Here is a 22,162-nt window from a genome sequence, read left to right on the forward strand (position 1 = left end):
TTAACTGGGAGCTCTGCCGACTATGCCGAATTCGATCTTTTCCGGTTCCAAAGCCCGTAAGGGCCTGTGGTTCAGTGCGCTGGCACTGGCGTTCTCGCTAACAGGGCCGGCTTCTGCCCAGGAGCGTGAGCTTCTGAACTCATCCTACGACATTGCCCGCGAGCTGTTTGCCGAATACAACGTTCTTTTCCAGGACTATTGGAAAGAAAAAACCGGCGAAACCGTCGATATCCAGCAGTCACACGCTGGCTCTTCCAAGCAAGCGCGCGCCATCCTGCAGGGGCTGGGTGCGGATGTGGTTACCTACAACCAGGTCACCGACGTAAACATTCTGGCCGAGCGCGGCAACCTGATTCCCGAGGACTGGGCATCACGCCTGCCAAATAACAGCTCTCCGTACTATTCCACCATGGCGTTCCTGGTGCGCGAGGGTAACCCCAAGAATATCCAGAACTGGGATGATCTGATCCGCGAAGATGTCGAACTGATCATGCCGAACCCGAAAACCTCCGGTAACGGCCGCTACACCTACCTGGCGGCGCTGGGTTTTGCCCAGGACAAGTTCGGTGACGACCAGGAGAAGATTGATGCTTTCCTCAGCGACCTGCTGGGCCAGGTTAAGGTATTCGACTCCGGCGGTCGTGGTGCCACCACCACGTTTGTGGAACGGGGCCTGGGTGATGTGCTGCTGACCTTCGAATCCGAAGTGAACAACATTCCGGCCCTGAACCCGGACAAGAATTTCCAGGTTGTGGTCCCGAGAGTGAGTTTCCTGGCCGAGTTCCCGGTGACCTGGATCGACAAGAACATCGAGAAGAAGGGCACCGAAGAACTGGCTCAGGCCTACTTGAAGCATCTGTACTCCGAAGAAGCCCAGCGCATGCTGGCTGGATTCAACTACCGGGTGCACAACGAAACCGTGAAAGCGGAAGTGGCTGACAAGTTCCCCGAACTGAAGCTGATGCCGATTCAGGACATCGCCGGCAGCTGGGAAAATGCCATGGAGACCCACTTTGCCAGTGGCGGCAAACTGGACCAGTTGCAGCGTCGCCGCTAAGGGATGCGCAGCTGATTCATGGCCACCACTGACGTTTCGGAGCGCCCGTCAAAGCGGCTGAGCGCTCCCGCCACCAAACGCGTTTTGCCGGGGTTCGGACTGAGCCTCGGCATTTCGCTTTTCTTTATCAGCCTGGTGCTGCTTCTGCCCATCAGCGGCCTGTTTATCCGTGCCGCCGGCATGGGGTGGGAGCAGTTCTGGTTTGTGATCACCGATCCGCGGGTGGTTGCGTCCTATAAAGTCACCGCGCTGGCAGCCCTGGCAGCGTCTCTATTCAACTGCGTGTTCGGCCTGCTGATGGCCTGGGTGCTGGTGCGTTACGAGTTTCCCGGCAAGCGGCTGCTGGATGCGATCATGGATCTGCCTTTCGCGCTGCCAACCGCCGTGGCCGGCATCACACTAGCAACCTTGTTTGCCGAGAACGGCTGGTATGGGCAGTATCTCGCCGATCTGGGTATTGAAGTGGCATTCACACCGCTGGGTATTGTGGTGGCGATGGCCTTCACCAGTGTACCGTTTGTGGTGCGCACGGTTCAGCCGGTACTGGAGGAAATGGCGCCGGAGGATGAAGAAGCCGCCATGAGCCTGGGTGCTTCGGACATGACGGTATTCCGGAAAATCCTGTTCCCGACACTCTGGCCGGCTGTGGTGACCGGTGGTGCGCTTTCGTTTGCCCGCAGCCTTGGGGAATACGGCGCGGTTATCTTTATTGCCGGCAACTCACCCTACATCAGTGAAGTGATCAGTCTGATGATCTTTGTTCGCCTGGAGGAATACGATTTTCCGGCGGCCAGCGCCATTGCCGCAGTGGTTATGACGGTATCGCTGTTGCTGCTCCTGGCGATCAACGTCTGGCAGGGGCGCTATCTCAAGCGCCTGCACGGAGGTTAGGGTATGGCTGTGCGTAAACATCGCCGCGTTGGCGACAACCCTCTGGTTCGTCGCACTCTGATCGGAATCGCCGTCGGCCTGACGGTGCTTCTGCTGTTTATGCCCCTGGTGCTGATTTTTGTGCAAGCGTTTGCCGAGGGTTGGGCCGGTTACGTCAGCAATATTCTCAACGAGTACACGCTCCATGCCATTGGCCTGACGCTCGTGGTTGCGCTGCTCACGGTCCCGTTAAATATGGTGTTCGGCGTGTTCCTGGCCTGGCTGGTGACCCGCTTCCGGTTCCCTGGTCGCAAGCTGCTGACCACATTGATTGATATCCCGTTCGCCGTTTCGCCTGTGGTTGCCGGCCTGCTTTTCCTGCTGCTCTACGGCAGCAATGGCTGGGTGGGGCAGTGGCTCGGTGAATACGACATTCAACTGATGTTCTCCTGGCCCGGCATTGTGATGGTTACCGTGTTTGTGACCTGTCCGTTTGTGGCCAGAGAACTGATCCCGCTGATGCAGCAACAGGGTCGGGAAGAGGAAGAGGCCGGCGTGGTGCTGGGCGCGTCCGGCTGGCAGCTGTTCCGGCGGGTGACCTTCCCGAATATCCGCTGGGCGCTCCTTTACGGCGTGATCCTCACCAACGCCCGGGCTGTAGGCGAGTTCGGTGCCGTGTCGGTGGTCTCGGGCAACATCCGGGGCGAGACCAATACGCTGCCGTTGCAGGTAGAGCTGCTTTACCAGGATTACAACACCGTGGGCGCTTTTGCAGCTTCTTCGCTGCTAGCAGGTATTGCGCTGATCACGCTTGTCGTCAAGGCCATCGTTGAATGGCGTCAGAGTCGTAACTAAGGGTTTCCAATGAGCATCGAGATACAGGGTATCAACAAGTTTTTCGACAAGTTCCAGGCCCTGCATGACATCAATCTGACCATTCCGGATGGCCAGCTCACGGCATTGCTGGGCCCTTCCGGTTCGGGCAAGACCACGCTGCTGCGGATCATTGCCGGCCTGGAAACTCCCGAAGAGGGCCGAATCCGGTTCAGCGGCAAGGATGTGACCGATCTGCATGTGCGGGACCGGCGTGTGGGGTTTGTGTTCCAGCACTATGCGTTGTTTCGTCACATGACAGTGGCCGAGAACGTGGCCTTTGGCCTCAATGTGCTTCCGCGCAAGGAGCGTCCCGGCAAGCCCGAGATCCGCAAGCGGGTAAAAGACCTGCTGGAAATGGTGCAGCTGGAACACCTGGCCGACCGCTACCCCGCGCAGCTTTCAGGTGGGCAGAAGCAACGCATCGCCCTGGCGCGGGCCATGGCCATGCGCCCGGAGATTCTTCTGCTGGATGAGCCCTTCGGAGCGCTTGATGCCAAGGTGCGAAAAGACCTTCGCCGCTGGCTGCGCAGCCTCCATGACGAGCTGCATTTCACCAGTGTTTTCGTGACCCACGATCAGGAGGAGGCCCTGGAGCTCTCCGACCAGGTGGTGGTGATGAGCAATGGCCGGATTGAACAGGTTGATACGCCCTTGGAGCTTTATGGCCGCCCGGACAGTCGCTTTGTGTTCGAATTTCTGGGCCAGGTGAATGTGTTGTCCGGCAAGGTCCGCGACGGCGTCATGAGCCAGGGCGACGCCTGGATTCGCTTGCCCGAAGGCTGTGAAAACGACGACGCCCAGCTCTATCTGCGGCCCCACGAGGTGCGGCTGACTCAGGCTGCCAGTGATCAGGCCCACCTGCCATTTCGCATAGAGGCCATCAACCTGATTGGTGCGGAAGTGCGGATCGAACTCAAGCCCGATGGGTGGGAGTGTGAAGAGTTGTGGGAGGTTGGCATCAGCCATACTGAGTTCAACGCCCGCCAGCCCCAGCGGGGCGACCGCTGCTTTGCGGTGCCGGATGTCGGGCATCTGTTCTGTGAACATGCGGTGGAGCCCAAGACCCTCGAGTGGCGTTAGGGCCCCCCGATTGTTGGAGCAGGGCCCCAGCCATAATCTATAGTTTCCTGATGAGGGGGCGTTGCCCCCGGATTACTCGTTCGACGTAATCGGCGTACTCCACCTTCGGGTTGAAACCATCAGGAGGATGTAATGCCACTACCCACCCCCTTAACCGGAGACCAGGTCTACCACGTTTGTCCGGAAAACAAGCTGGATTTCGTAACCACCGATGACCTGCAAGACCTGGATCAACCCTACGGTCAGGACCGGGTTTTGCGAGCGCTGGAATTTGGCGCCGGTATTCGGGCAGAGGGTTTTAATCTCTTTGTCCTCGGACCCTCCGGGGCAGGTAAACACGAACTTGTCGAACGCTTTCTTTCCCTGAATGCAGCCAGGCAACCGGTTCCTCTAGATTGGTGCCATGTCTATAACTTCCGCTTTTCAGATCGGCCGGGCGCAATCCAGCTGCCAGCGGGGCAGGGGCAGCAATTCAAGAAAGACATGAGTGAGCTGGCAGAAGAGCTTCGCACGGCCATTCCGGCGGCTTTTGAAAGCGAGGAATACCAGTCCCGCTTGCAGGAGCTGCAGGAAGAAATGGCCAAGCGGCAGCACCAGGGCCTGTTCGAGATCCAGGAAGAGGCCAACCGCAACAACATTGCCATGATCACAACGCCAGCCGGTTTTACCTTTGCCCCCATGCGCAAGGGTGAGGTGATCGATCCCGAGGAATACAAGAACTTTTCGGATGAAGAGAAACAACTGGTTGAATCCAAGGTTGAGGAGCTTCAGAAGAAGCTGCAGCAGACCATCCAGCAGATTCCCAGGATGCGGAAAGAAGTTCGGGAGCGCGTCCACGCTCTGAATGAAGAGATGGTCCAGCTGACACTCGGCGGCCCGATCGGGGAACTCAGGGGAAAGTGGTCCCACCTCCCGGATATTGTGGACTATCTGGATGCGGTCCGCGAAGACGTGGTGGAGCATGCCGAAGCCTTTCAGGACGGCGATAACGGGCCACCGGCAGGGCTGCTGGCCCGTTATAAGGTCAACTTGTTGGTGGATAATGCCGAAACCGTAGGCGCGCCGGTCATCTATGAGGATCTGCCCAATCATCAACACCTGGCGGGGCAAATCGAACATCGGGCCCGGCAAGGCAATCTCTATACCGACTTCACGCTGATTCGCGGTGGTTCCATGCACCGTGCCAACGGCGGCTATCTGATCATTGACGCCCGCCGGGTGCTAACCCAGCCGATGGCCTGGGAAAGCCTCAAGAGGATCCTGTCTTCAGGCGAAATCCGCATCGAGTCCCTGGAGCGGCTCTATGGATTGGTGAGTACCGTCAGCCTGCAGCCGGAGCCCATTCCGGTGTCGGTCAAGGTGGTTCTGCTCGGGGACCGGATGCTCTATTACCTGCTGTCTCACTATGATCCCGACTTTCTGGACCTGTTCAAAGTAGAAGCGGATTTCGAGGACGACCTGGACCGCAATGAAGAATGCTATGAACTCTACGCGCGCATGATCGCCACCATGGCCCGGGGCCTGAAAATGCGACCGCTGGAGCGAAGCGCCGTGGCCCGGCTGATTGAACATGCCAGCCGGTTGGCAGCAGACCAGCGCAAACTGACCGCCCACGACCGGGTGCTCCGCGACATTCTGAGCGAGGCAGACCACTGGGCGGGACAGGCCGGGGCCGATACGGTTGAAGCCAGCCATCTCCAGCAGGCCATTGATGAACGGGAATACCGGGCCAGCCGGGTCCGGGAACGAAGTCGCGAGCAAATCAGCCGGGGTGTGGTGATGATAGCCACTACTGGCGAGGAGGTAGCTCAGGTAAATGGTCTTTCGGTGCTCAGGCTTGGGGCGTCGATGTTCGGGCAGCCTACCCGGATTACCGCCACGGCCCGTCCCGGTAAGGGGCAGGTGGTGGATATCGAGCGGGAGGCCAAACTCGGCGGCCCCATTCATAGTAAGGCCGTGATGATATTGTCCCGATTCCTGGCGAGCCGGTATGCAGGCGATGGTGAACTGTCGCTTTCGGCGAGCCTGGCCTTCGAGCAATCCTACGGTGGTGTCGAGGGCGATTCCGCTTCGGTGGCAGAAACCTGTGTGTTGCTGTCTGCCATTTCCCGAGTCCCACTCAAACAATCCTTCGCGGTGACAGGGTCCATGAACCAGCATGGTGAAGTTCAGGCTGTGGGTGGCGTGAACGAGAAGATCGAAGGCTTTTTCGATGTCTGCAAGGGGGCCGGCGATGTCCGCGGGCAGGGCGTTCTGCTGCCCGCAAGCAATGTTGAACATTTGATGCTGAGAGCCGATGTAAGGAAGGCGATCACTGAAGACCGGTTCCGGATCTATCCGATTTCAAGCATCAATGAGGCAATTGAGCTGCTAACCGGTCTTGAGCCCGGAGAACCGGATAGTAATGGCGAGTTCCCCGAGAACAGCTTCAATCACCGGGTTGCCGAACGCCTGGAGAAGTTCGCGGAGGCCAGCAAGAAACGGGACGAGAACGGAGAAGCGAACAGCAGCGGAGGCAAGGATCGTGACTGATAGGCCAGCAGACCAGGCTGATCCCGGCACCACAACCGGTCGTGTACTGGTACTTCTCGATGGTTCCAGGATGAGTTACGCCGCCTTGCAGGCTGCGGTCGGGATTGCCGCGAATACCGGTGCCGATGTGCTCGGTGTGTTTGTTGAGGAGCTGAATCAGCTGCGAAGCGCCGGCTATGGTTTTGCCCGCGAAGTGGGCGGTTCGTCCGGTATCAGCCGCCCCCTGGCTGCTGGCGACGTTGAACAGCGCATGCAAAGGTTGGCGAGCGAAGCCCGCCGTGCTCTTGCCGGTGCCGTCGCGTCATACGGTGGCAGGCAATCCCTGAGTGTCGCCCGGGGCCATGTGATTGATGAGGTGCTGGCGCTCGCCGGCCCTCAGGATCTTCTGGTGCTGGGCCGCGTTGGTTGGTCCTCCGAGCCCGGTGCGCGCTTGGGCTCGACGGCAAAAGGGCTGGTTCGTCGTTCCCGGGGAAGGGTCTTGCTCTGGTGTGAAAGTCGGGCCGAACCTTTGGGCAGGGTTGTGGTGTTTCTCAATGACCATCATGGCGCTAACGGCCGCGCTGTCCAGGCAACCGCTGAGGTGGTTCGTCATTCCCACCGGCCCGTGACACTACTGTTGGGCGCTGACTCGACGGTCTCAGCCGACGATCTTAAAGGCGTCGCGCAGGACCTGGGTATTCAGGAATCGGAGCTTCGTGTAAGGTCTCTGCCATCAACGGATCCGGCTGTTGTGGCCGGAATTCTACGACAGGAAAGGGCGGTAGAGCTGGTGCTAAGCCGGGAATGCACACTGCTCCAGGAGCCCGGCGCAGAGCGATTGTTGGTGGCCCTGAACCTTCCCGTCACGGTCACGCCCTGAATCCCATCGGTTGCTCCATAGGTCTTGATTAGCTGATGTTTATAGATGTTCTCTCCATTGTTGGACTGACCGTCCTTGCCGGCGCCTGCATTCCACTGGGCGGACTGCTCGCCAGCTTTGAACGGATCCGACCCAATTGGCTGGAGCAGGAGTTTCGCCATTTCGTGATCGCGCTCGGTGGCGGCATCCTGCTTGGCGCGGTCGCTGTGGTTTTTACTCCGGAAGGCCGATCCAGCATGGGAGGATCCCTTCTTGCGATTCCGGCTATTCTTGCGGGCGGGCTCATATTCTTCCTGATAGAGCGGGTTCTCGGTTTGAAACGCCGTGAATCTCCGCAGCTCCTGGGTGTGATGCTGGATTTTATTCCGGAAGCTGCCGCGCTGGGCGGGCTCGCCGTGGTGAACACCGAGATTGCGCTGCTCATGGCGTTACTCATTGCCTTGCAGAACTTGCCGGAAGGGTTCAACGCCTATCGGGAGTTGCTTTACCTGAAAGGCCACAGCTCCCGAAAGACGCTGGTCTTTATGAGTAGCCTGGTGATCACAGGTCCGGTGGCCGGCCTGTTTGGCTATTTCTTCTTGTCGGAGCGCTCCGTATTACTGGGCTCACTGATGCTGATGGCTTCCGGGGGTATTCTGTACCTGATTTTCCAGGACATCGCTCCTCAGTCGAGGCTTGACCGGCATTGGGGGCCACCTCTGGGAGCGGTCCTTGGGTTCTGTATTACCCTGTTCAGTCATTACCTGGTGATCTAGGCCATGACTTGAGTATCAGGCAATCTTCCGTGCATCTTCCTTGCGCAGGATTTCCTCGACGTCCTCTGCTGACAGCGTTTCCTGTTTCAGCACGGCTTTGGCCAGTGCGTCCAACTGGTTTCGGTGCTCGGTCAGGAAGTCGAGGGTTGCCTTCTCGAGGGCCAGGAGCTGGGACTGGATTTCCCCGTCGATCATCTCGGCCATCTTCTCGCTGAATTCCCTCGGCATACCCATTTCCCGGCCCAGGAAGACATGCTCCTCGCCGATGTTCAGGCCCAGGGGGCCGATTTTTTCGCTCATGCCCCATTGGCCGATCATTTTGCGTATCAGCGCAGTGGCTTCCTTGAGATCGTTCTGGGCGCCGGTGCTGACTTCCCCGTAGATCAGCTTTTCCGAGCAGCGACCGCCAAGCATCACCTTGATGCGATCCTTGAGGTAGCTCTCGGTGTAAGTGTAATGATCTTCCCGGGGCGTCTGTTCCGTCACTCCCATGGCCATGCCGTGGGGAATGATGGTCAACTTGGTAAGGGGATCCGCGTTCGGCATGTAGTAGGCCATGATGGCGTGACCACACTCGTGGTAGGCAACAGCCTCACGCTCCTGCGGGTTCAGCTTGGTGTCGCGCTTTTCACCGAGAATAATTCTGTCCCGGGCCAGATCAAAGCAATGGGCATTCACCTCATGCAGGCTTTCGCGGGCTGCGGTGAGCGCCGCTTCATTTACGAGGTTCTTGAGATCCGCCCCGGAAAAGCCGATGGTGCGTGCGGCCAGTTGATCCAGGTCGACATCATTCGCCAGGGGCACCTTTCGCACGTGAACGGCCAGGATCGCCGCACGGGCCTCCTTGTGGGGGCGGTCGAGGGTGATCTTGCGGTCAAAACGGCCCGGGCGGAGCAGGGCACTGTCGAGTACGTCCGGCCGGTTAGTGGCAGCCAGTACCAGAACATTTTCGTGAGCCTCGAAACCGTCCATTTCCGTGAGGATCTGGTTCAGTGTCTGCTCGCGTTCATCATGGCCACCACCCAGGCCCGCACCACGTGATCGGCCAATGGCATCCAGTTCGTCGATGAAAATCAGCGCCGGCGCGTCTTTCCGGGCTTCCTTGAACATGTCCCGAACCCGCGCGGCGCCGACACCCACGAACATCTCGATGAATTCCGAGGCGCTGATGCTGTAGAAGGGCACCTCGGCTTCGCCGGCGATGGCCCGGGCCAGTAGTGTCTTGCCGGTGCCCGGCGGGCCGACCAGAAGCACGCCCTTGGGCATGACGGCACCCAGTGCCCGGTATTTTTCGGGAGATTTCAGGAAATCGATGATCTCGGCAATTTCCCGCTTGGCGGATTCAATGCCGGCCACGTCGTCCAGGGTGGCGGTAGAGGTTTCCTTGTGGGCCCGCCGTGCCTTGGAGCGGCTGAAATCAAACGGGCCGCCACCCTGTGTCATGCGTTTCTGCGCTGCACCCCAGAACCAGAACATCAGCGCCAGCAGCAGGATCCAGGGCAGGAAGCCGCGAATCATTTCCTGCCACCAGGGCAGACCTGATGGCGTGGCCCGAATGGTGACACTGTGCTCTTCAAGAAGGTTGAGCAGCGACGGGTCTTCCATGGGCGGGCGGATGGTATGGAAACCGGGCGTGCTGGTGTGGGGTGGGCTGTCAGAGCTGAAATCGGCTGCACCGCTGTCGGTGAACAAGCCGGTAATGGCTTCTTCTTTCAACGTGACTTCTGCCACCTGATTGTTCACAACAGCCGTCTTGAATTCCGAGTAGGCGAGGTCCTGAAGCCGCGGTTGTCCGCCATCCTGCAGCCAGAGCACCATCAGGAAGATGGCAGCGCTCAGCCAAAGGAACGCAGACTGGTTCGGAATGACCGGTTGTTGGTTCTGATCCGGTTTCTGTTGCTGGTTGTCTGGCCCACTCGGTGCTGTCATTTCGGTCTCCGGTCGCCCTCCATGATCTTCGCCACGAAGACAGATTTGCCGTAGGTCTCGAACGACCATTTCATGGTGTCCGAGAGCACGCCCATAACCTCATCATAGTCGCCGAAAATCTCGGTGCTCATTCGCCCCGGATAGACTTCCAGTCCGGTCTGCTCCAGGCGCGCGATCAGGTCTTTGATTGGCTGCTTGTACTCCTCTTTCAGGGGATAGCAGCTCAGTTGTACAGAAAGATACATAAAGCCTCCATTCAGGTCAGTGACCCTGGTCAATTGCCCGTTAATAGCCCATGGCCGACGAAGTGCTCCTCCTCGGGTCCGCGCCACCATTGAGAACACCCTCTTCGTCAATCAGGATGCTCTGGATGGCGCCCATGGCTGATCCACCGACCACCGTGTGCCCCCGCTCCTGCAGAAGCCGGATGGTGTCGGGGCTGATGCCCTGTTCGATCCGGATTTCATCCGGCAGCCACTGGTGGTGCATGCGCGGAGCGCTCACGGCGGTCTGGATGTTCATTCCATGATCAATCACATTGAGGATCACCTGCAAGGTGGTGGTAATGATCCGGGAGCCTCCGGGGCTGCCGGTAACCAGAACGTTCTTGCCATCCTTCTTAACGATAGTGGGCGACATGGAGCTCAGCATGCGTTTGCCGGGCTCGACCTTGTTGGCTTCGCCACCGATCAGGCCATAAGCGTTGGGCACACCGGGCTTGGCACTGAAGTCGTCCATTTCGTTGTTAAGCAGGAATCCAGCGCCTTCCACCGTAATGCCGGATCCATAACTGAAATTGATTGTGTAGGTGTTGGACACGGCGTTGCCCCATTTATCCACCACGGAAAAATGGGTGGTTTCAGGGCTTTCCCAGGCAGCCGGCTGGCCGGGATTGATGTCGCTGGCCGGTCGTGCCCTGTCTGGATCAATGCCTTTGCGCAGTTCTTCTGCGTAGCCTTTGCTGGTTAACCCCGCCAGCGGCACCTCCACATAATCCGTGTCGCCGAGGTATTTTGAACGGTCCGCGTAGGCCAGTTTCATGGCTTCGGCCATGTGATGAATCGCATCAGCGGAGTTATGGCCAAACTCGGCCATCGGGAAGCCTTCCAGGATATTCAGGATCTGGACAATGTGCGTGCCGCCGGAGGAGGGCGGCGACATCGAGAAAATATCGTACCCGCGATAGTTGCCGTGAACCGGCGCCCGGACAACCGGGCGATAGTCTTTCAGGTCCTGGTGCGTGATGAGGCCGCCATTCCGTTCCATTTCGCTGGCAATCAGATCGGCGGTTTCGCCTTCGTAAAAGCCTTTCACGCCGTTGTCGGCAATGCGCTGGAGTGTTGCCGCCAGTTCCGGCTGTCGAAAGCGTTTCCCGGGCTGCCAGGCGCTGCCGTCTTCCCTATAAAAGGTGTCACGGGTGGCGGGCCATCGCTCGAGTCTCTCCCGGGCCTGCTCCAGACCTTCAGTAAAACGCTGGGGCACTACGAAACCGTCTTGGGCCAGTTTGATGGCCGGCGCCAGTGCCTGCTTGAGGGTAATGGTGCCGTGCCGCTCCAGCGCCAGTGCAAGGCCGGCAACTGTGCCCGGAACCCCTGCGGCCAGGTGGGTAAAACGACTGCGGTTCCTGACCACCTCGCCGAATTCGTCCTGGAACATGGTTTCTGTGGCGGCAGCGGGCGCTTTTTCGCGATAATCAATGGCTTCCGGATCTGATCCGTCGCCCCTGGAAATCAGCATGAAACCGCCACCGCCAATGTTGCCGGAACGGGGCTGGGTAACAGCGAGTGCAAAACCGGCGGTAACGGCTGCATCGATTGCATTGCCGCCGTTTTTCAGCACTTCCAGAGCCACCTCGGTGGCCAGTGTATGGCTGGTGGCAACCATGCCCTGGGTTGCGGTAACCGGGTGAAACCGCTCACCCTCGAGAATGGCCTGTCCGAAGGCCGGCGCGGTGGTGATGAAAAAGGTCAAGGCGGCCGCAATCGAAAGGCGGCCTGAGCGCCCCGTGGCGAGGTTTTTGAGTGTGCGTTGGTAGAGGCCTCTGTCCATATCTCCATTCCTCGTTTCTGGCGTTCAGATAGGCTATGATAGCCGGTCATTTTCATAGGTGCGTACCGTTAACCTGCCGTTAATGTCGGCGGTGATTCCCCGACGCACCTGCTTTCCCGGATTTCAGTTAAGGAAAGGCTTTCATGGAGCATACCTATCGTCTTGTGATTTCCTGCCCCGACCGGGTGGGAATTGTCGCCAAGGTGAGTAATTTTCTGTCGACATACAATGGCTGGATTACCGAGGCGAGTCACCATTCCGACACGCAAACCGGCTGGTTTTTCATGCGGCACGAGATCAAGGCCACCTCGATTCCGTTCGGTCTGGACCAGTTCCGCGCCGCGTTTGAGCCGATTGCCCGCGAATTCAATATGAACTGGCACATTGCCGACTCGGCCCAGCCCAAGAAAGTCATCCTGATGTGCAGCAAGGAATCCCATTGTGTGGCTGATCTGCTGCACCGCTGGCACAGCAAGGAGATCAATGCCGAGATCGTGGCGGTCATCTCCAACCACGACGACCTGCGCCGGATGGTGGAGTGGCATGAGATTCCCTACCACCACGTGCCGGTAAGCAAGGAAAACAAAGAGGAAGCTTTCGCCCATATTGATGAGCTGTTCCAGAAATATGAGGCCGATGTGGTGGTGCTGGCGCGCTACATGCAGATCCTTCCTGGCGAGCTCTGCGAGAAATACTCCGGCAAGGTGATCAATATCCATCACAGCTTCCTGCCGTCTTTCGCCGGTGCACGCCCCTATCACCAGGCCTACAGCCGCGGTGTTAAGCTGATTGGTGCCACCTGCCACTACGTGACTCAGGACCTCGACGAGGGCCCGATCATCGAGCAGGACGTTATCCGGATCACCCACAGCGACTCTATCGAGGATATGGTTCGCCTGGGTAAGGATGTGGAAAAGAACGTGTTGGCCCGGGGCCTGCGCTCACACATTGAAGACCGGGTGATCACCTACGAAAACAAGACAGTGGTGTTTGATTAAGGCTGCCTCACAGTTGCCCCGGAAAGGGTGCGACTGTGGTAGACTTGGCGGCTTGTTGAAGAATAACTATGGGGCCCGGAAACGGCCCCGATACGACTTCCAGATAACGCAAAGGAACCTTTCTCGATGGGTGAGTTAGCCAAAGAGATCCTGCCGGTCAATATTGAAGACGAGTTAAAACAGTCCTACCTCGATTACGCCATGAGCGTGATCGTCGGGCGGGCGCTTCCGGATGTGAGGGATGGCCTCAAGCCGGTTCACCGCCGCGTTCTGTTCGCCATGTCCGAACTGAACAACGACTGGAACAAGGCCTATAAGAAGTCCGCCCGTGTGGTGGGTGATGTTATCGGTAAATACCACCCCCACGGTGACTCTGCGGTATACGACACCATCGTACGTATGGCCCAGCCGTTCTCCCTGCGGTATCCGCTGGTTGATGGCCAGGGTAACTTCGGTTCCATCGACGGTGACAACGCGGCTGCCATGCGTTACACCGAGATCCGCATGGAGAAGATCGCCCACTCCCTGCTGGCGGACCTGGACAAGGAAACGGTCGATTTCGTCGATAACTACGACGGTACCGAGCGGATCCCCGAGGTTCTGCCTACCCGGGTTCCGAACCTGCTGGTGAATGGTTCCTCCGGTATTGCCGTGGGAATGGCCACCAATATTCCGCCCCACAACCTGACGGAAGTGGTCAACGGCTGCCTGGCGTTGATTGACAATCCGGATCTTACTATTGATGAGCTGATGGGCTTCATTCCCGGCCCTGACTTCCCGACCGAGGGCATCATCAATGGCCGTGCGGGCATTGTCGAGGCCTATCGCACCGGCCGTGGCCGCATCTATGTCCGTGCCCGTCATGAAATCGAGCACGATAACAAAACCAATCGCGACGCTGTCATTATCACCGAGCTGCCGTATCAGCTGAACAAGGCTCGCCTGATCGAAAAGATCGCCGAGCTGGTGAAAGAGAAGCGCCTCGAGGGTATTACCGAACTGCGGGATGAATCCAACAAGGAAGGTATCCGGGTTGTGATCGAACTGCGCCGGGGCGAAAATCCGGATGTGGTGGTCAATAACCTGTTCGCCCACACCCAGTTGCAGACGGTGTTTGGTATCAACATGGTGGCGCTGATCAATGGCGAGCCTAAAACGCTGAACCTCAAGCAGATGCTCGATGCGTTCGTGCGCCACCGCCGTGAGGTGGTTACCCGCCGGACTATCTATGAGCTGCGCAAGGCCCGCGAACGTGGCCATATCCTCGAAGGCCTCACGGTTGCGCTGGCCAACATCGATGAGATGATCGAACTGATCAAGGCCTCGCCCAGTTCGGTGGAAGCCAAAGAAAAGCTGATGGCCAAGGGCTGGGCCCCGGGCGATGTCCTGGCCATGCTGGAGCGTGCCGGCGAAGACGCCTGTCGCCCGGACGACCTGCCGGAAATCTATGGCCTGCGTAGCGGCCTGTACTACCTGTCTCCGGAGCAGACCCAGGCGATCCTGGATATGCGTCTGCACCGCCTGACCGGCCTTGAAACCGAGAAGCTGCAGAACGAATACAAGGACATCCTTGAAAAGATTGCCGGCCTGCTGGAAATTCTGGGCGACCCGGACCGCCTGATGCAGGTTATCCGTGAAGAACTGGAAGCGGTTGTTTCCGAATTCGGTGATGAGCGCCGTACCGAGATCACCAGCTCCCAGCGTGATCTGACGATTGCAGACCTGATTGACGAAGAAGATCTCGTGGTCACCATTTCCCACAGCGGTTACGCCAAGACCCAGGCCGTGGAAGATTACCAGGCACAGCGCCGTGGTGGCCGGGGCAAGGCCGCAACCTCCATGAAGGACGAAGACTTCGTTGAGAAGTTGCTCGTCGCCAATTCCCACGACACCATTCTGTGCTTCTCGAACCGCGGCAAGGTCTACTGGTTGCGGGTGTTCGAGATTCCGCGGGCCAGCCGGGCTTCCCGCGGTCGTCCGATGGTCAACATCCTGCCACTGGAAGAGGGTGAGCGTATCACCACCTTCCTGCCAGTACGTGACTATCCGGAAGACCAGTTTGTGCTGATGGCCACCTCTAACGGTGTGGTCAAGAAAACCCCGCTGCCGAACTTCTCACGTCCGCGCAGCAGCGGCCTGATTGCCCTGTCCCTTGATGAAGGCGATACCCTGATTGGCGCTGCCATTACCGAGGGCGACGCCGAAGTCATGCTGTTCTCCACTGCCGGCAAGGCCGTTCGCTTTGCCGAGGGGGCGGTGCGTCCGATGAGCCGGACAGCCCGCGGCGTTCGCGGTATCAGGATGCCGGAAGGTCACCATGTGGTGTCCCTGATTATTCCGCAGGAAGGCGGTGTGATTCTGACCGCCAGTGAGAACGGTTACGGCAAGCGTACCGCCATCGACGAATTCCCGACCTACAGCCGTGGCAGCCAGGGCGTTATCGCCATGCAGTGCTCCGAGCGTAACGGTAACCTGGTGACAGCCCTGCAGCTGTTCGACGGTGACGAAATGATGCTGATCTCTGACAAGGGCACGCTCGTGCGTACCCGGACAGACGAAGTGTCGGTTCTTAGCCGGAACACCCAGGGCGTTCGCCTGATCAAGCTGAGCCAGGAAGACGAGCGGCTGGTTGGCGTTGAGCGGATTGCGGAAACCGACGACGAAGAGCTCGACAGTGAAGGCAATCCGATTGTTGCCGACGAGAGCCCGGAAGAAGGCCAAGAAGGCGAGAGTGCCGGCGACGAATAAGCCGGCACTTGCCACAGACAGATTCAGCAAGACTTGAGAGAAAGCAGCAACATGAGCAGGGCGTATAACTTTTGTGCAGGTCCGGCCACCTTGCCGGAGAGCGTGCTTCGTCAGGCGCGGGATGAAATGCTCGACTGGCGCGGTACCGGCATGTCGGTGATGGAAATGAGCCATCGCAGCGACGAGTTTGTCCAGATTGCCGAAACTGCAGAAAAAGATCTGCGTGAACTGGCCGGCGTGTCGGACGACTACGCGGTTCTTTTCATGCAGGGTGGAGCGTCCAGCCAGTTTTCCACCATTCCTCTGAATCTGCTGGGCGAAAAAGGCTCTGCGGACTACGTGAACACTGGCATCTGGTCCAAGAAGGCCATTGCCGAGGCCAGTCGCTATGGCAAGGTGAACGTGGTGGCGAGTTCGGAAGACAGTGGCTTTACCACGATTCCGGATCAATCCTCGTGGCAGACCAGTGCCGACGCGGCTTATCTGCACTACACGCCCAACGAGACCATCGGTGGCCTGGAATTCGGTTTTATTCCGGATAGCCCGGGCGCGCCGCTGGTTGCCGACATGTCCTCATCAATGCTGTCGAGGCCGGTGGACGTCTCCAGGTTCGGTGTGATCTATGCCGGTGCCCAGAAGAACATCGGTCCCTCGGGATTGGTAGTGGTCATTATCCGCAAGGATCTCCTGGGTAAGGCCCGCAAGGAGACCCCGACCATGATGAATTATCAGGTGATCGCAGATAACGGCTCCATGTACAACACGCCGCCGACCTACTCCTGGTACCTGGCCGGTCTGGTGTTCAAGTGGCTGAAAGAGCAGGGCGGTGTGAAGGCCATGGGTGAGATCAACCTGCGCAAGGCCCGCAAGCTCTACGATTTCATCGATACCAACGAGTTCTACGCCAACCCGATCGATCCGCGGTTCCGCTCGTGGATGAACGTGCCATTCACGCTGGCGGATGATGCCCTGAACGGTGAATTCCTGAAGGGTGCCAATGCCCGTGGCCTGCTGAACCTGGCCGGCCACCGGTCGGTTGGCGGAATGCGTGCGAGCATCTACAACGCGATGCCAGAAGCCGGTGTCGATGCACTGATCGACTACATGACCGAATTTGCGAAGGAGCGTGGCTGATCATGAGTGATGAGCAGGTTCGGCTCGGAGAGCTGCGGGACGAGATCGATCAACTTGATCAGAAGATCATGGAGCTGATCAGTGCCAGGGCCGCCTGTGCCCAGGAAGTGGCGCACGTTAAAATGACCGCCAATCCGGGGCAGGACGTCTTTTTCTATCGCCCCGAGCGGGAGGCCCAGGTGCTTCGCCGCATCAAGGAACAGAATCCGGGGCCGCTGTCGGGTGAGGAAATGGCCCGTCTGTTCCGGGAAATCATGTCGGCCTGCCTGGCGCTGGAAAAGCCCATGCACATTGCCTTCCTGGGTCCGATTGGCACCTTCACACAGGCGGCAGCGCTCAAGCATTTTGGTCACTCGGTGGTCAGCGTGCCTTTGCCGGCCATTGATGCGGTATTCCGGGAGGTCGAATCCGGCGCTGCTCATTACGGCGTGGTGCCGGTCGAAAACTCGACCGAGGGTATGATCAACCACACCCTGGATATGTTCATGTCCTCGCCGCTGAAGATCTGCGGCGAGGTTCAGCTGCGGATTCACCATCACCTGCTTGTGTCTCCGAAGCATGGCGACCAGGAAATCACACGGATTTATTCCCATCAGCAATCGTTTGCCCAATGCCGGCAATGGCTGGACACCCACCGCTACGGCATCGAGCGGGTTACCGTCTCCAGCAATGCGGAAGCGGCCCGGCGCGCAGCCGAGGAGCCCGGCACGGCGGCTATTGCCGGTGATATGGCGGCCGAGCTCTATGGCCTGCAGAAGCTGGCGAACAGTATTGAGGATCGCCCGGACAATACCACACGCTTCCTGATCATTGGCCGGGAGGAAGTGCCTGCCAGTGGCCACGACAAGTCGTCTATCCTGGTGTCCATGCGCAACAAACCGGGGGCCCTGTATCAGCTCCTCGAGCCGTTCCATCGTCACGGGCTCAGCCTGACCAGAATCGAAACGCGGCCCTCGCCAAGTGGCACCTGGGCCTATGTGTTCTACATCGATTTTGAGGGACATATGGAAGACGAACAGGTCCGGAAGGTTCTGGCAGAAGTGGATGAAGAGGCCGTTGAGCTCAAACGCCTGGGTTCCTACCCGATTGGCGTTCTGTAAGTATCTGCACCTGCGTTTCTGAGCAAAGAGTGTCGAGGACGATTTATGGCCATTGATTACCAGAGCCTGGCGGTTCGCGGCGTACAGGCCCTCTCACCGTATCAGCCGGGCAAGCCGATTGAAGAGCTGGCCCGTGAGCTTGGCCTCAATCCGGCAGAGATCATCAAGCTGGCGAGCAACGAAAACCCGCTGGGGCCGAGCGAAAAAGCGCTGTCGGCCGCGCGGCAGGCCCTCTCCGAGCTTTGTCTGTATCCCGATGGCAACGGATTCAACCTGAAGCAGGCGCTTTCGAAGCGTCTGAACGTCGGGATGGATCAGATTACCCTTGGTAACGGCTCCAACGATGTACTGGAAGTCATTACCCGTTGTTTCGCCGATGCAGATTCCGAAGTGGTTTTCTCCCAGTACGCGTTCGCTGTCTACCCCCTGGTGACACAGGCCATCGGTGCCAGGGGTGTGTCTGTGCCTGCCCGGGAATGGGGGCACGATCTGGACGCCATGGCCGTAGCGGTTACTGATCGCACTCGCCTCGTGTTTGTCGCCAACCCGAACAACCCGACGGGTACCGTTCACACGGCGGACGCCATCGAGGCGTTCCTGAAGAAAATCCCCGAGAACGTGCTTGTGGTTCTGGATGAGGCCTACTGTGAATACCTGACCGGTGATCAATACCCGGACGGTGTCGAGCTGTTGGCCCGTTTCCCGAATCTCATCGTTTGCCGCACGTTCTCCAAAGCCTGGGGGCTGGCGGCTCTGCGGGTAGGTTACAGTATCTCCTCGCCGGCCATCGCAGACATTCTTAACCGGGTGCGTCAGCCATTCAACGTGGATACGGTTGCCCTGTCTGCGGCCACGGCTGTGCTTGAGGATGAAGACTATCTCCAGCGTTCCCGGGATGTGAACACAGCCGGTCTGCGTCAGTTGCAGGAGGCATTCGACCGGATGGGGCTCAGTTACATCCCGTCAGCCGGGAACTTTGTTGCCGTGGAAGTGGGGGAGCAGGCCATGGGCGTGTACCAGTCCCTGCTGGCCCACGGCGTGATTGTTCGGCCCATCGGCGGTTATGGTATGCCCCGGCATCTTCGGGTTTCTGTCGGGCTTCAGGAAGAAAACGAGCGCTTTATTGATGCACTGGCGCAGGCCCTGGCGGCCTCGGGGTTGAGCGACTGATATGGCGCCGTCCGAGCCTCTGTTTAAACGGGTAGCGGTGATTGGCCTGGGGCTGATTGGCGGCTCCCTGGCCTGCGCGATCCGTCGCAATGGGCTTGCGGGTACGGTTGTTGGTGCGGATCATCGCACTGAGGAACTGCAGCTCGGTAAAGAGTTGGGTGTGATCGATCAGGCGGCGTCAACGGTGTCTGATGCAGTTCGTGGCGCGGACCTGGTTGTGCTTGCCGTTCCGGTACGAGCAACACGCGCGGTTCTTGAGCAGATTCGCCCGTCTCTGGAGCCGGACGCGATACTCACCGATGTCGGTAGTACCAAATCCAGCTTCGTAGCCGATGTTGAGGCCGTGTTCGGCGGCTTGTCGCCTCTGGTTATTCCCGGTCATCCCATTGCCGGTTCCGAGAAGAGTGGCATCCGGGCGGCAAATCCCGAGCTTTTCGCCAACCACAAGGTCATCCTTACGCCGCCGGACAATGTCAGCCAGCCCCACCTGGCTCGCCTGCAAGGGCTCTGGGAGGGCTGCGGTGCCACGGTGCTGACCATGTCGGTGGCGTATCACGATGAGGTGCTGGCAGCCACCAGCCACTTGCCTCACCTGATCGCGTTCTCCCTGGTAGATACCCTGGCGGGTGAAGATGAGAACATGGACATCTTCCGGTACGCCGCCGGTGGCTTCAGGGATTTCACCCGGATTGCGGCCAGCGATCCGGTGATGTGGCACGATATTTTTCTGTCGAACCGTGATGCGGTTCTTCGTGTCATTGACCACTTTACCCACGACCTCGAACAACTGCGCACTGCCATTGCCAATCAGGACAGTGCCACGTTGTTGCGGGTTTTCAGTCGCGCCAAGGCGGCGCGTGAACATTTTTCGAAGATGCTCTCAGGACAGGCTTACGTGACAAACAACAGTGAAAAGCAGGTAACGTTCCGTCTTCAGTCCGGTGGCGCGATCACCGGTGATATCCGGGTGCCCGGCGACAAGTCAATGTCGCACCGGTCCATCATGCTGGGTGCTCTGGCAGATGGCGTAACCGAAGTGAAAGGGTTTCTGGAGGGTGAAGACAGTCTGGCGACGCTCCAGGCATTCCGGGATATGGGCGTTACCATTGAAGGCCCGGACGACGGCTTTGTTCGCATCCATGGTGTTGGCATGCACGGGCTTCAGGCCCCCCGCGGGCCTCTGTATCTGGGTAACTCGGGAACCGCCATGCGGCTGTTCGCCGGTTTGCTGGCGGCCCAGCCCTTTGATTCCGAGCTGACCGGCGATGCGAGTCTCTCCGGTCGCCCGATGGGGCGGGTTGCCGATCCTCTCAGGGCGATGGGCGCCGTTATCGATACCGCAGAAGGGGGGCGCCCGCCACTGAAAATCCGTGGTGGCCAGAAGCTGTCCGGTATTCACTATGAAATGCCGGTGGCCAGTGCCCAGGTCAAATCGTGTCTTCTGCTGGCCGGGCTTTATGCCGAGGGCAGTACATCGGTGACCGAGCCGGCGCCTACTCGCGATCATACCGAGCGCATGCTGGCGGGCTTTGGCTACCACGTCCACCGGGACGGCGCGACCGCCAGTGTTAGTGGCGGCGGCAAATTGACGGCGACCAATATTGACGTCCCTGCCGATATTTCTTCGTCTGCATTTTTCCTGGTCGCGGCCAGTATCGCCCCGGGCTCCGATCTGATCCTTCGCCACGTTGGAATGAACCCGACCAGGGTTGGTGTGATCAACATCCTGAATCAGATGGGCGCCAATATCGAGATTCTGGACGAGCGCGAAATCGGTGGTGAGCCGGTTGCTGACCTTCGGGTCCGCTCGGCGGAGCTGCAGGGTATCGACATCCCTGAGGATCAGGTGCCCCTGGCCATCGATGAATTTCCGGTGCTATTCATCGCCGCGGCCTGCGCCAATGGTCGCACGGTTTTGCGTGGCGCTGAGGAACTCCGGGTCAAGGAAAGCGATCGGATCCAGGTGATGGCAGATGGCCTTGCTGCATTGGGCGTGGACACTACCGTAACCCCGGACGGCATTATTATCGATGGTGGTCAGACCATCGGTGGCGGTACCGTGAACAGTCACGGCGACCACCGCATCGCAATGTCCTTTGCGGTCGCTTCCCTGCGCGCTGCGGGTGACATTACAGTGAACGACTGTGCCAATGTGGCTACGTCTTTCCCCGGTTTTGTGGAACTTGCGCAAGGAACGGGAATCAATATCTCGGCCGAGGGGGCTGAATAATGGTTGATAGCAGTGCGCCGGTGATCACCGTGGATGGTCCCGGGGGTTCCGGCAAAGGCACGATTACCCAGATGCTGGCCCGAAAGCTGGGCTGGCATCTTCTGGACAGTGGTGCTCTTTATCGGCTGACGGCGCTGGCCGCGGCTCGCCAGGGCGTGTCCATGGATGATGAGAGCGGGCTGGTAAAAGTCGCCGCCGGACTGGATGTGGCGTTTGAGCCCACGCCGGCAGGTGAGCCGGTAAAAGTCGTTCTGGCAGGGCAGGACGTGACCGCAGATATACGTACAGAATCGGCGGGCGACAATGCTTCAAAGGTGGCTGTGATCCAGTCGGTCCGTGACGCCCTTTTGCAGCGCCAGCGGGACTTCCGGCAGGCGCCGGGCCTTGTGGCCGATGGCCGTGATATGGGGACCGTGGTGTTTCCGGACGCGCCGGTAAAAATCTTCCTGACGGCAAGCGCCGAGGAGAGGGCTCAACGGCGCTATAGCCAGTTGAAGGACGCGGGTGTCGATGTTAATATTGACGCCCTTTTAGAGGAGATACGGGTTCGTGATGAACGGGATATGAACCGTTCCGCAGCCCCTCTCAAGCCCGCAGATGATGCGCAAGTCATTGATTCTACGGGATTGAGTATAGAAGAGGTGTTAGACAGGTGTATGGCCGCAGCAGGTCAGGCCTGACTACACCTTTTTGTCGTTGAAATGCCGGATGTAGCGTTATCTGCCAGCCACAGGCTTAATCCGGAACTTGTTAACAGACCGTGTTGCTGGTGGCA

At 58.9% G+C, this 22,162-nt stretch carries 17 protein-coding genes; 14 read left to right on the forward strand and 3 right to left on the reverse strand.

The genetic code is table 11. The features are described from left to right. Positions 1-22 precede the first annotated feature (22 nt). The 7 genes from cysP (at position 23) to AC5JQH_RS19330 (ending at position 8,029) form a co-directional block, all read left to right on the forward strand. The gene (cysP, locus tag AC5JQH_RS19300; RefSeq protein ID WP_008172090.1) at positions 23-1,057 is read left to right on the forward strand and encodes a thiosulfate ABC transporter substrate-binding protein CysP; all 1,035 of its coding nucleotides are present in this window, start codon (positions 23-25) and stop codon (positions 1,055-1,057) included. Between the two features lie 18 nt (positions 1,058-1,075). Continuing rightward, positions 1,076-1,948, forward strand: coding sequence for a sulfate/thiosulfate ABC transporter permease CysT (cysT, locus tag AC5JQH_RS19305; protein WP_008172088.1), 873 nt, complete (start codon positions 1,076-1,078; stop codon positions 1,946-1,948). 3 nt (positions 1,949-1,951) lie between these two features. Beyond that, on the forward strand, positions 1,952-2,782 hold the full coding sequence (gene cysW, locus AC5JQH_RS19310; protein WP_008172086.1) for a sulfate ABC transporter permease subunit CysW: 831 nt from the start codon (positions 1,952-1,954) through the stop codon (positions 2,780-2,782). Between the two features lie 9 nt (positions 2,783-2,791). Next, complete coding sequence (locus AC5JQH_RS19315; RefSeq protein WP_008172084.1) at positions 2,792-3,883, forward strand: sulfate/molybdate ABC transporter ATP-binding protein; 1,092 nt, start codon at positions 2,792-2,794, stop codon at positions 3,881-3,883. A gap of 132 nt (positions 3,884-4,015) precedes the next feature. Beyond that, positions 4,016-6,415: a Lon protease family protein gene (locus AC5JQH_RS19320; protein WP_288365759.1), complete on the forward strand. Its 2,400-nt coding sequence runs from the start codon at positions 4,016-4,018 to the stop codon at positions 6,413-6,415. Further along, on the forward strand, positions 6,408-7,274 hold the full coding sequence (locus tag AC5JQH_RS19325) for a universal stress protein (protein WP_008172080.1): 867 nt from the start codon (positions 6,408-6,410) through the stop codon (positions 7,272-7,274). Before AC5JQH_RS19320 ends, AC5JQH_RS19325 begins: the two co-directional genes overlap by 8 nt. A 35-nt stretch (positions 7,275-7,309) precedes the next feature. Beyond that, positions 7,310-8,029 carry a ZIP family metal transporter gene (locus tag AC5JQH_RS19330; RefSeq protein WP_493805883.1) on the forward strand — a complete coding sequence of 240 codons (720 nt, stop codon included), beginning with the start codon at positions 7,310-7,312 and terminating at the stop codon, positions 8,027-8,029. Between the two features lie 15 nt (positions 8,030-8,044). Here AC5JQH_RS19330 and ftsH read toward each other — a convergent pair whose 3' ends face one another. From ftsH to ggt, 3 genes are read right to left on the reverse strand one after another with little or no spacing between them, the layout of a single operon-like run. Next, positions 8,045-9,958 carry an ATP-dependent zinc metalloprotease FtsH gene (gene ftsH / locus AC5JQH_RS19335; protein ID WP_493791656.1) on the reverse strand — a complete coding sequence of 638 codons (1,914 nt, stop codon included), beginning with the start codon at positions 9,956-9,958 and terminating at the stop codon, positions 8,045-8,047. After that, positions 9,955-10,203 (reverse strand): thiamine-binding protein, encoded by a 249-nt coding sequence (locus tag AC5JQH_RS19340; protein WP_014576785.1) that lies wholly within the window; start codon positions 10,201-10,203, stop codon positions 9,955-9,957. Before AC5JQH_RS19340 ends, ftsH begins: the two co-directional genes overlap by 4 nt. A 40-nt stretch (positions 10,204-10,243) precedes the next feature. Further along, positions 10,244-12,007: a gamma-glutamyltransferase gene (gene ggt, locus AC5JQH_RS19345; protein ID WP_493805884.1), complete on the reverse strand. Its 1,764-nt coding sequence runs from the start codon at positions 12,005-12,007 to the stop codon at positions 10,244-10,246. Between the two features lie 143 nt (positions 12,008-12,150). Between ggt and purU the strand changes: the two genes are divergently transcribed. The 7 genes from purU to cmk all read left to right on the forward strand — a co-directional run bounded on the left by purU (position 12,151) and on the right by cmk (position 22,067). Continuing rightward, positions 12,151-13,005, forward strand: coding sequence for a formyltetrahydrofolate deformylase (gene purU / locus AC5JQH_RS19350; RefSeq protein ID WP_008172070.1), 855 nt, complete (start codon positions 12,151-12,153; stop codon positions 13,003-13,005). A 126-nt stretch (positions 13,006-13,131) separates the two neighbouring features. Further along, positions 13,132-15,753: a DNA gyrase subunit A gene (gene gyrA, locus AC5JQH_RS19355; protein WP_493805885.1), complete on the forward strand. Its 2,622-nt coding sequence runs from the start codon at positions 13,132-13,134 to the stop codon at positions 15,751-15,753. A 51-nt stretch (positions 15,754-15,804) separates the two neighbouring features. Then, the gene (gene serC, locus AC5JQH_RS19360) at positions 15,805-16,887 is read left to right on the forward strand and encodes a 3-phosphoserine/phosphohydroxythreonine transaminase (RefSeq protein ID WP_493805886.1); all 1,083 of its coding nucleotides are present in this window, start codon (positions 15,805-15,807) and stop codon (positions 16,885-16,887) included. 2 nt (positions 16,888-16,889) lie between these two features. Then, on the forward strand, positions 16,890-17,987 hold the full coding sequence (pheA, locus tag AC5JQH_RS19365; protein WP_008172067.1) for a prephenate dehydratase: 1,098 nt from the start codon (positions 16,890-16,892) through the stop codon (positions 17,985-17,987). 45 nt (positions 17,988-18,032) lie between these two features. Next, positions 18,033-19,157, forward strand: coding sequence for a histidinol-phosphate transaminase (hisC, locus tag AC5JQH_RS19370; protein ID WP_008172066.1), 1,125 nt, complete (start codon positions 18,033-18,035; stop codon positions 19,155-19,157). A 1-nt stretch (position 19,158) separates the two neighbouring features. Continuing rightward, positions 19,159-21,387 carry a bifunctional prephenate dehydrogenase/3-phosphoshikimate 1-carboxyvinyltransferase gene (locus tag AC5JQH_RS19375; RefSeq protein WP_008172065.1) on the forward strand — a complete coding sequence of 743 codons (2,229 nt, stop codon included), beginning with the start codon at positions 19,159-19,161 and terminating at the stop codon, positions 21,385-21,387. Continuing rightward, positions 21,387-22,067 carry a (d)CMP kinase gene (gene cmk, locus AC5JQH_RS19380; RefSeq protein ID WP_008172064.1) on the forward strand — a complete coding sequence of 227 codons (681 nt, stop codon included), beginning with the start codon at positions 21,387-21,389 and terminating at the stop codon, positions 22,065-22,067. Before AC5JQH_RS19375 ends, cmk begins: the two co-directional genes overlap by 1 nt. The last annotated feature ends 95 nt before the right edge of the window (positions 22,068-22,162 follow it).

This window comes from Marinobacter sp. H13, assembly GCF_059072335.1.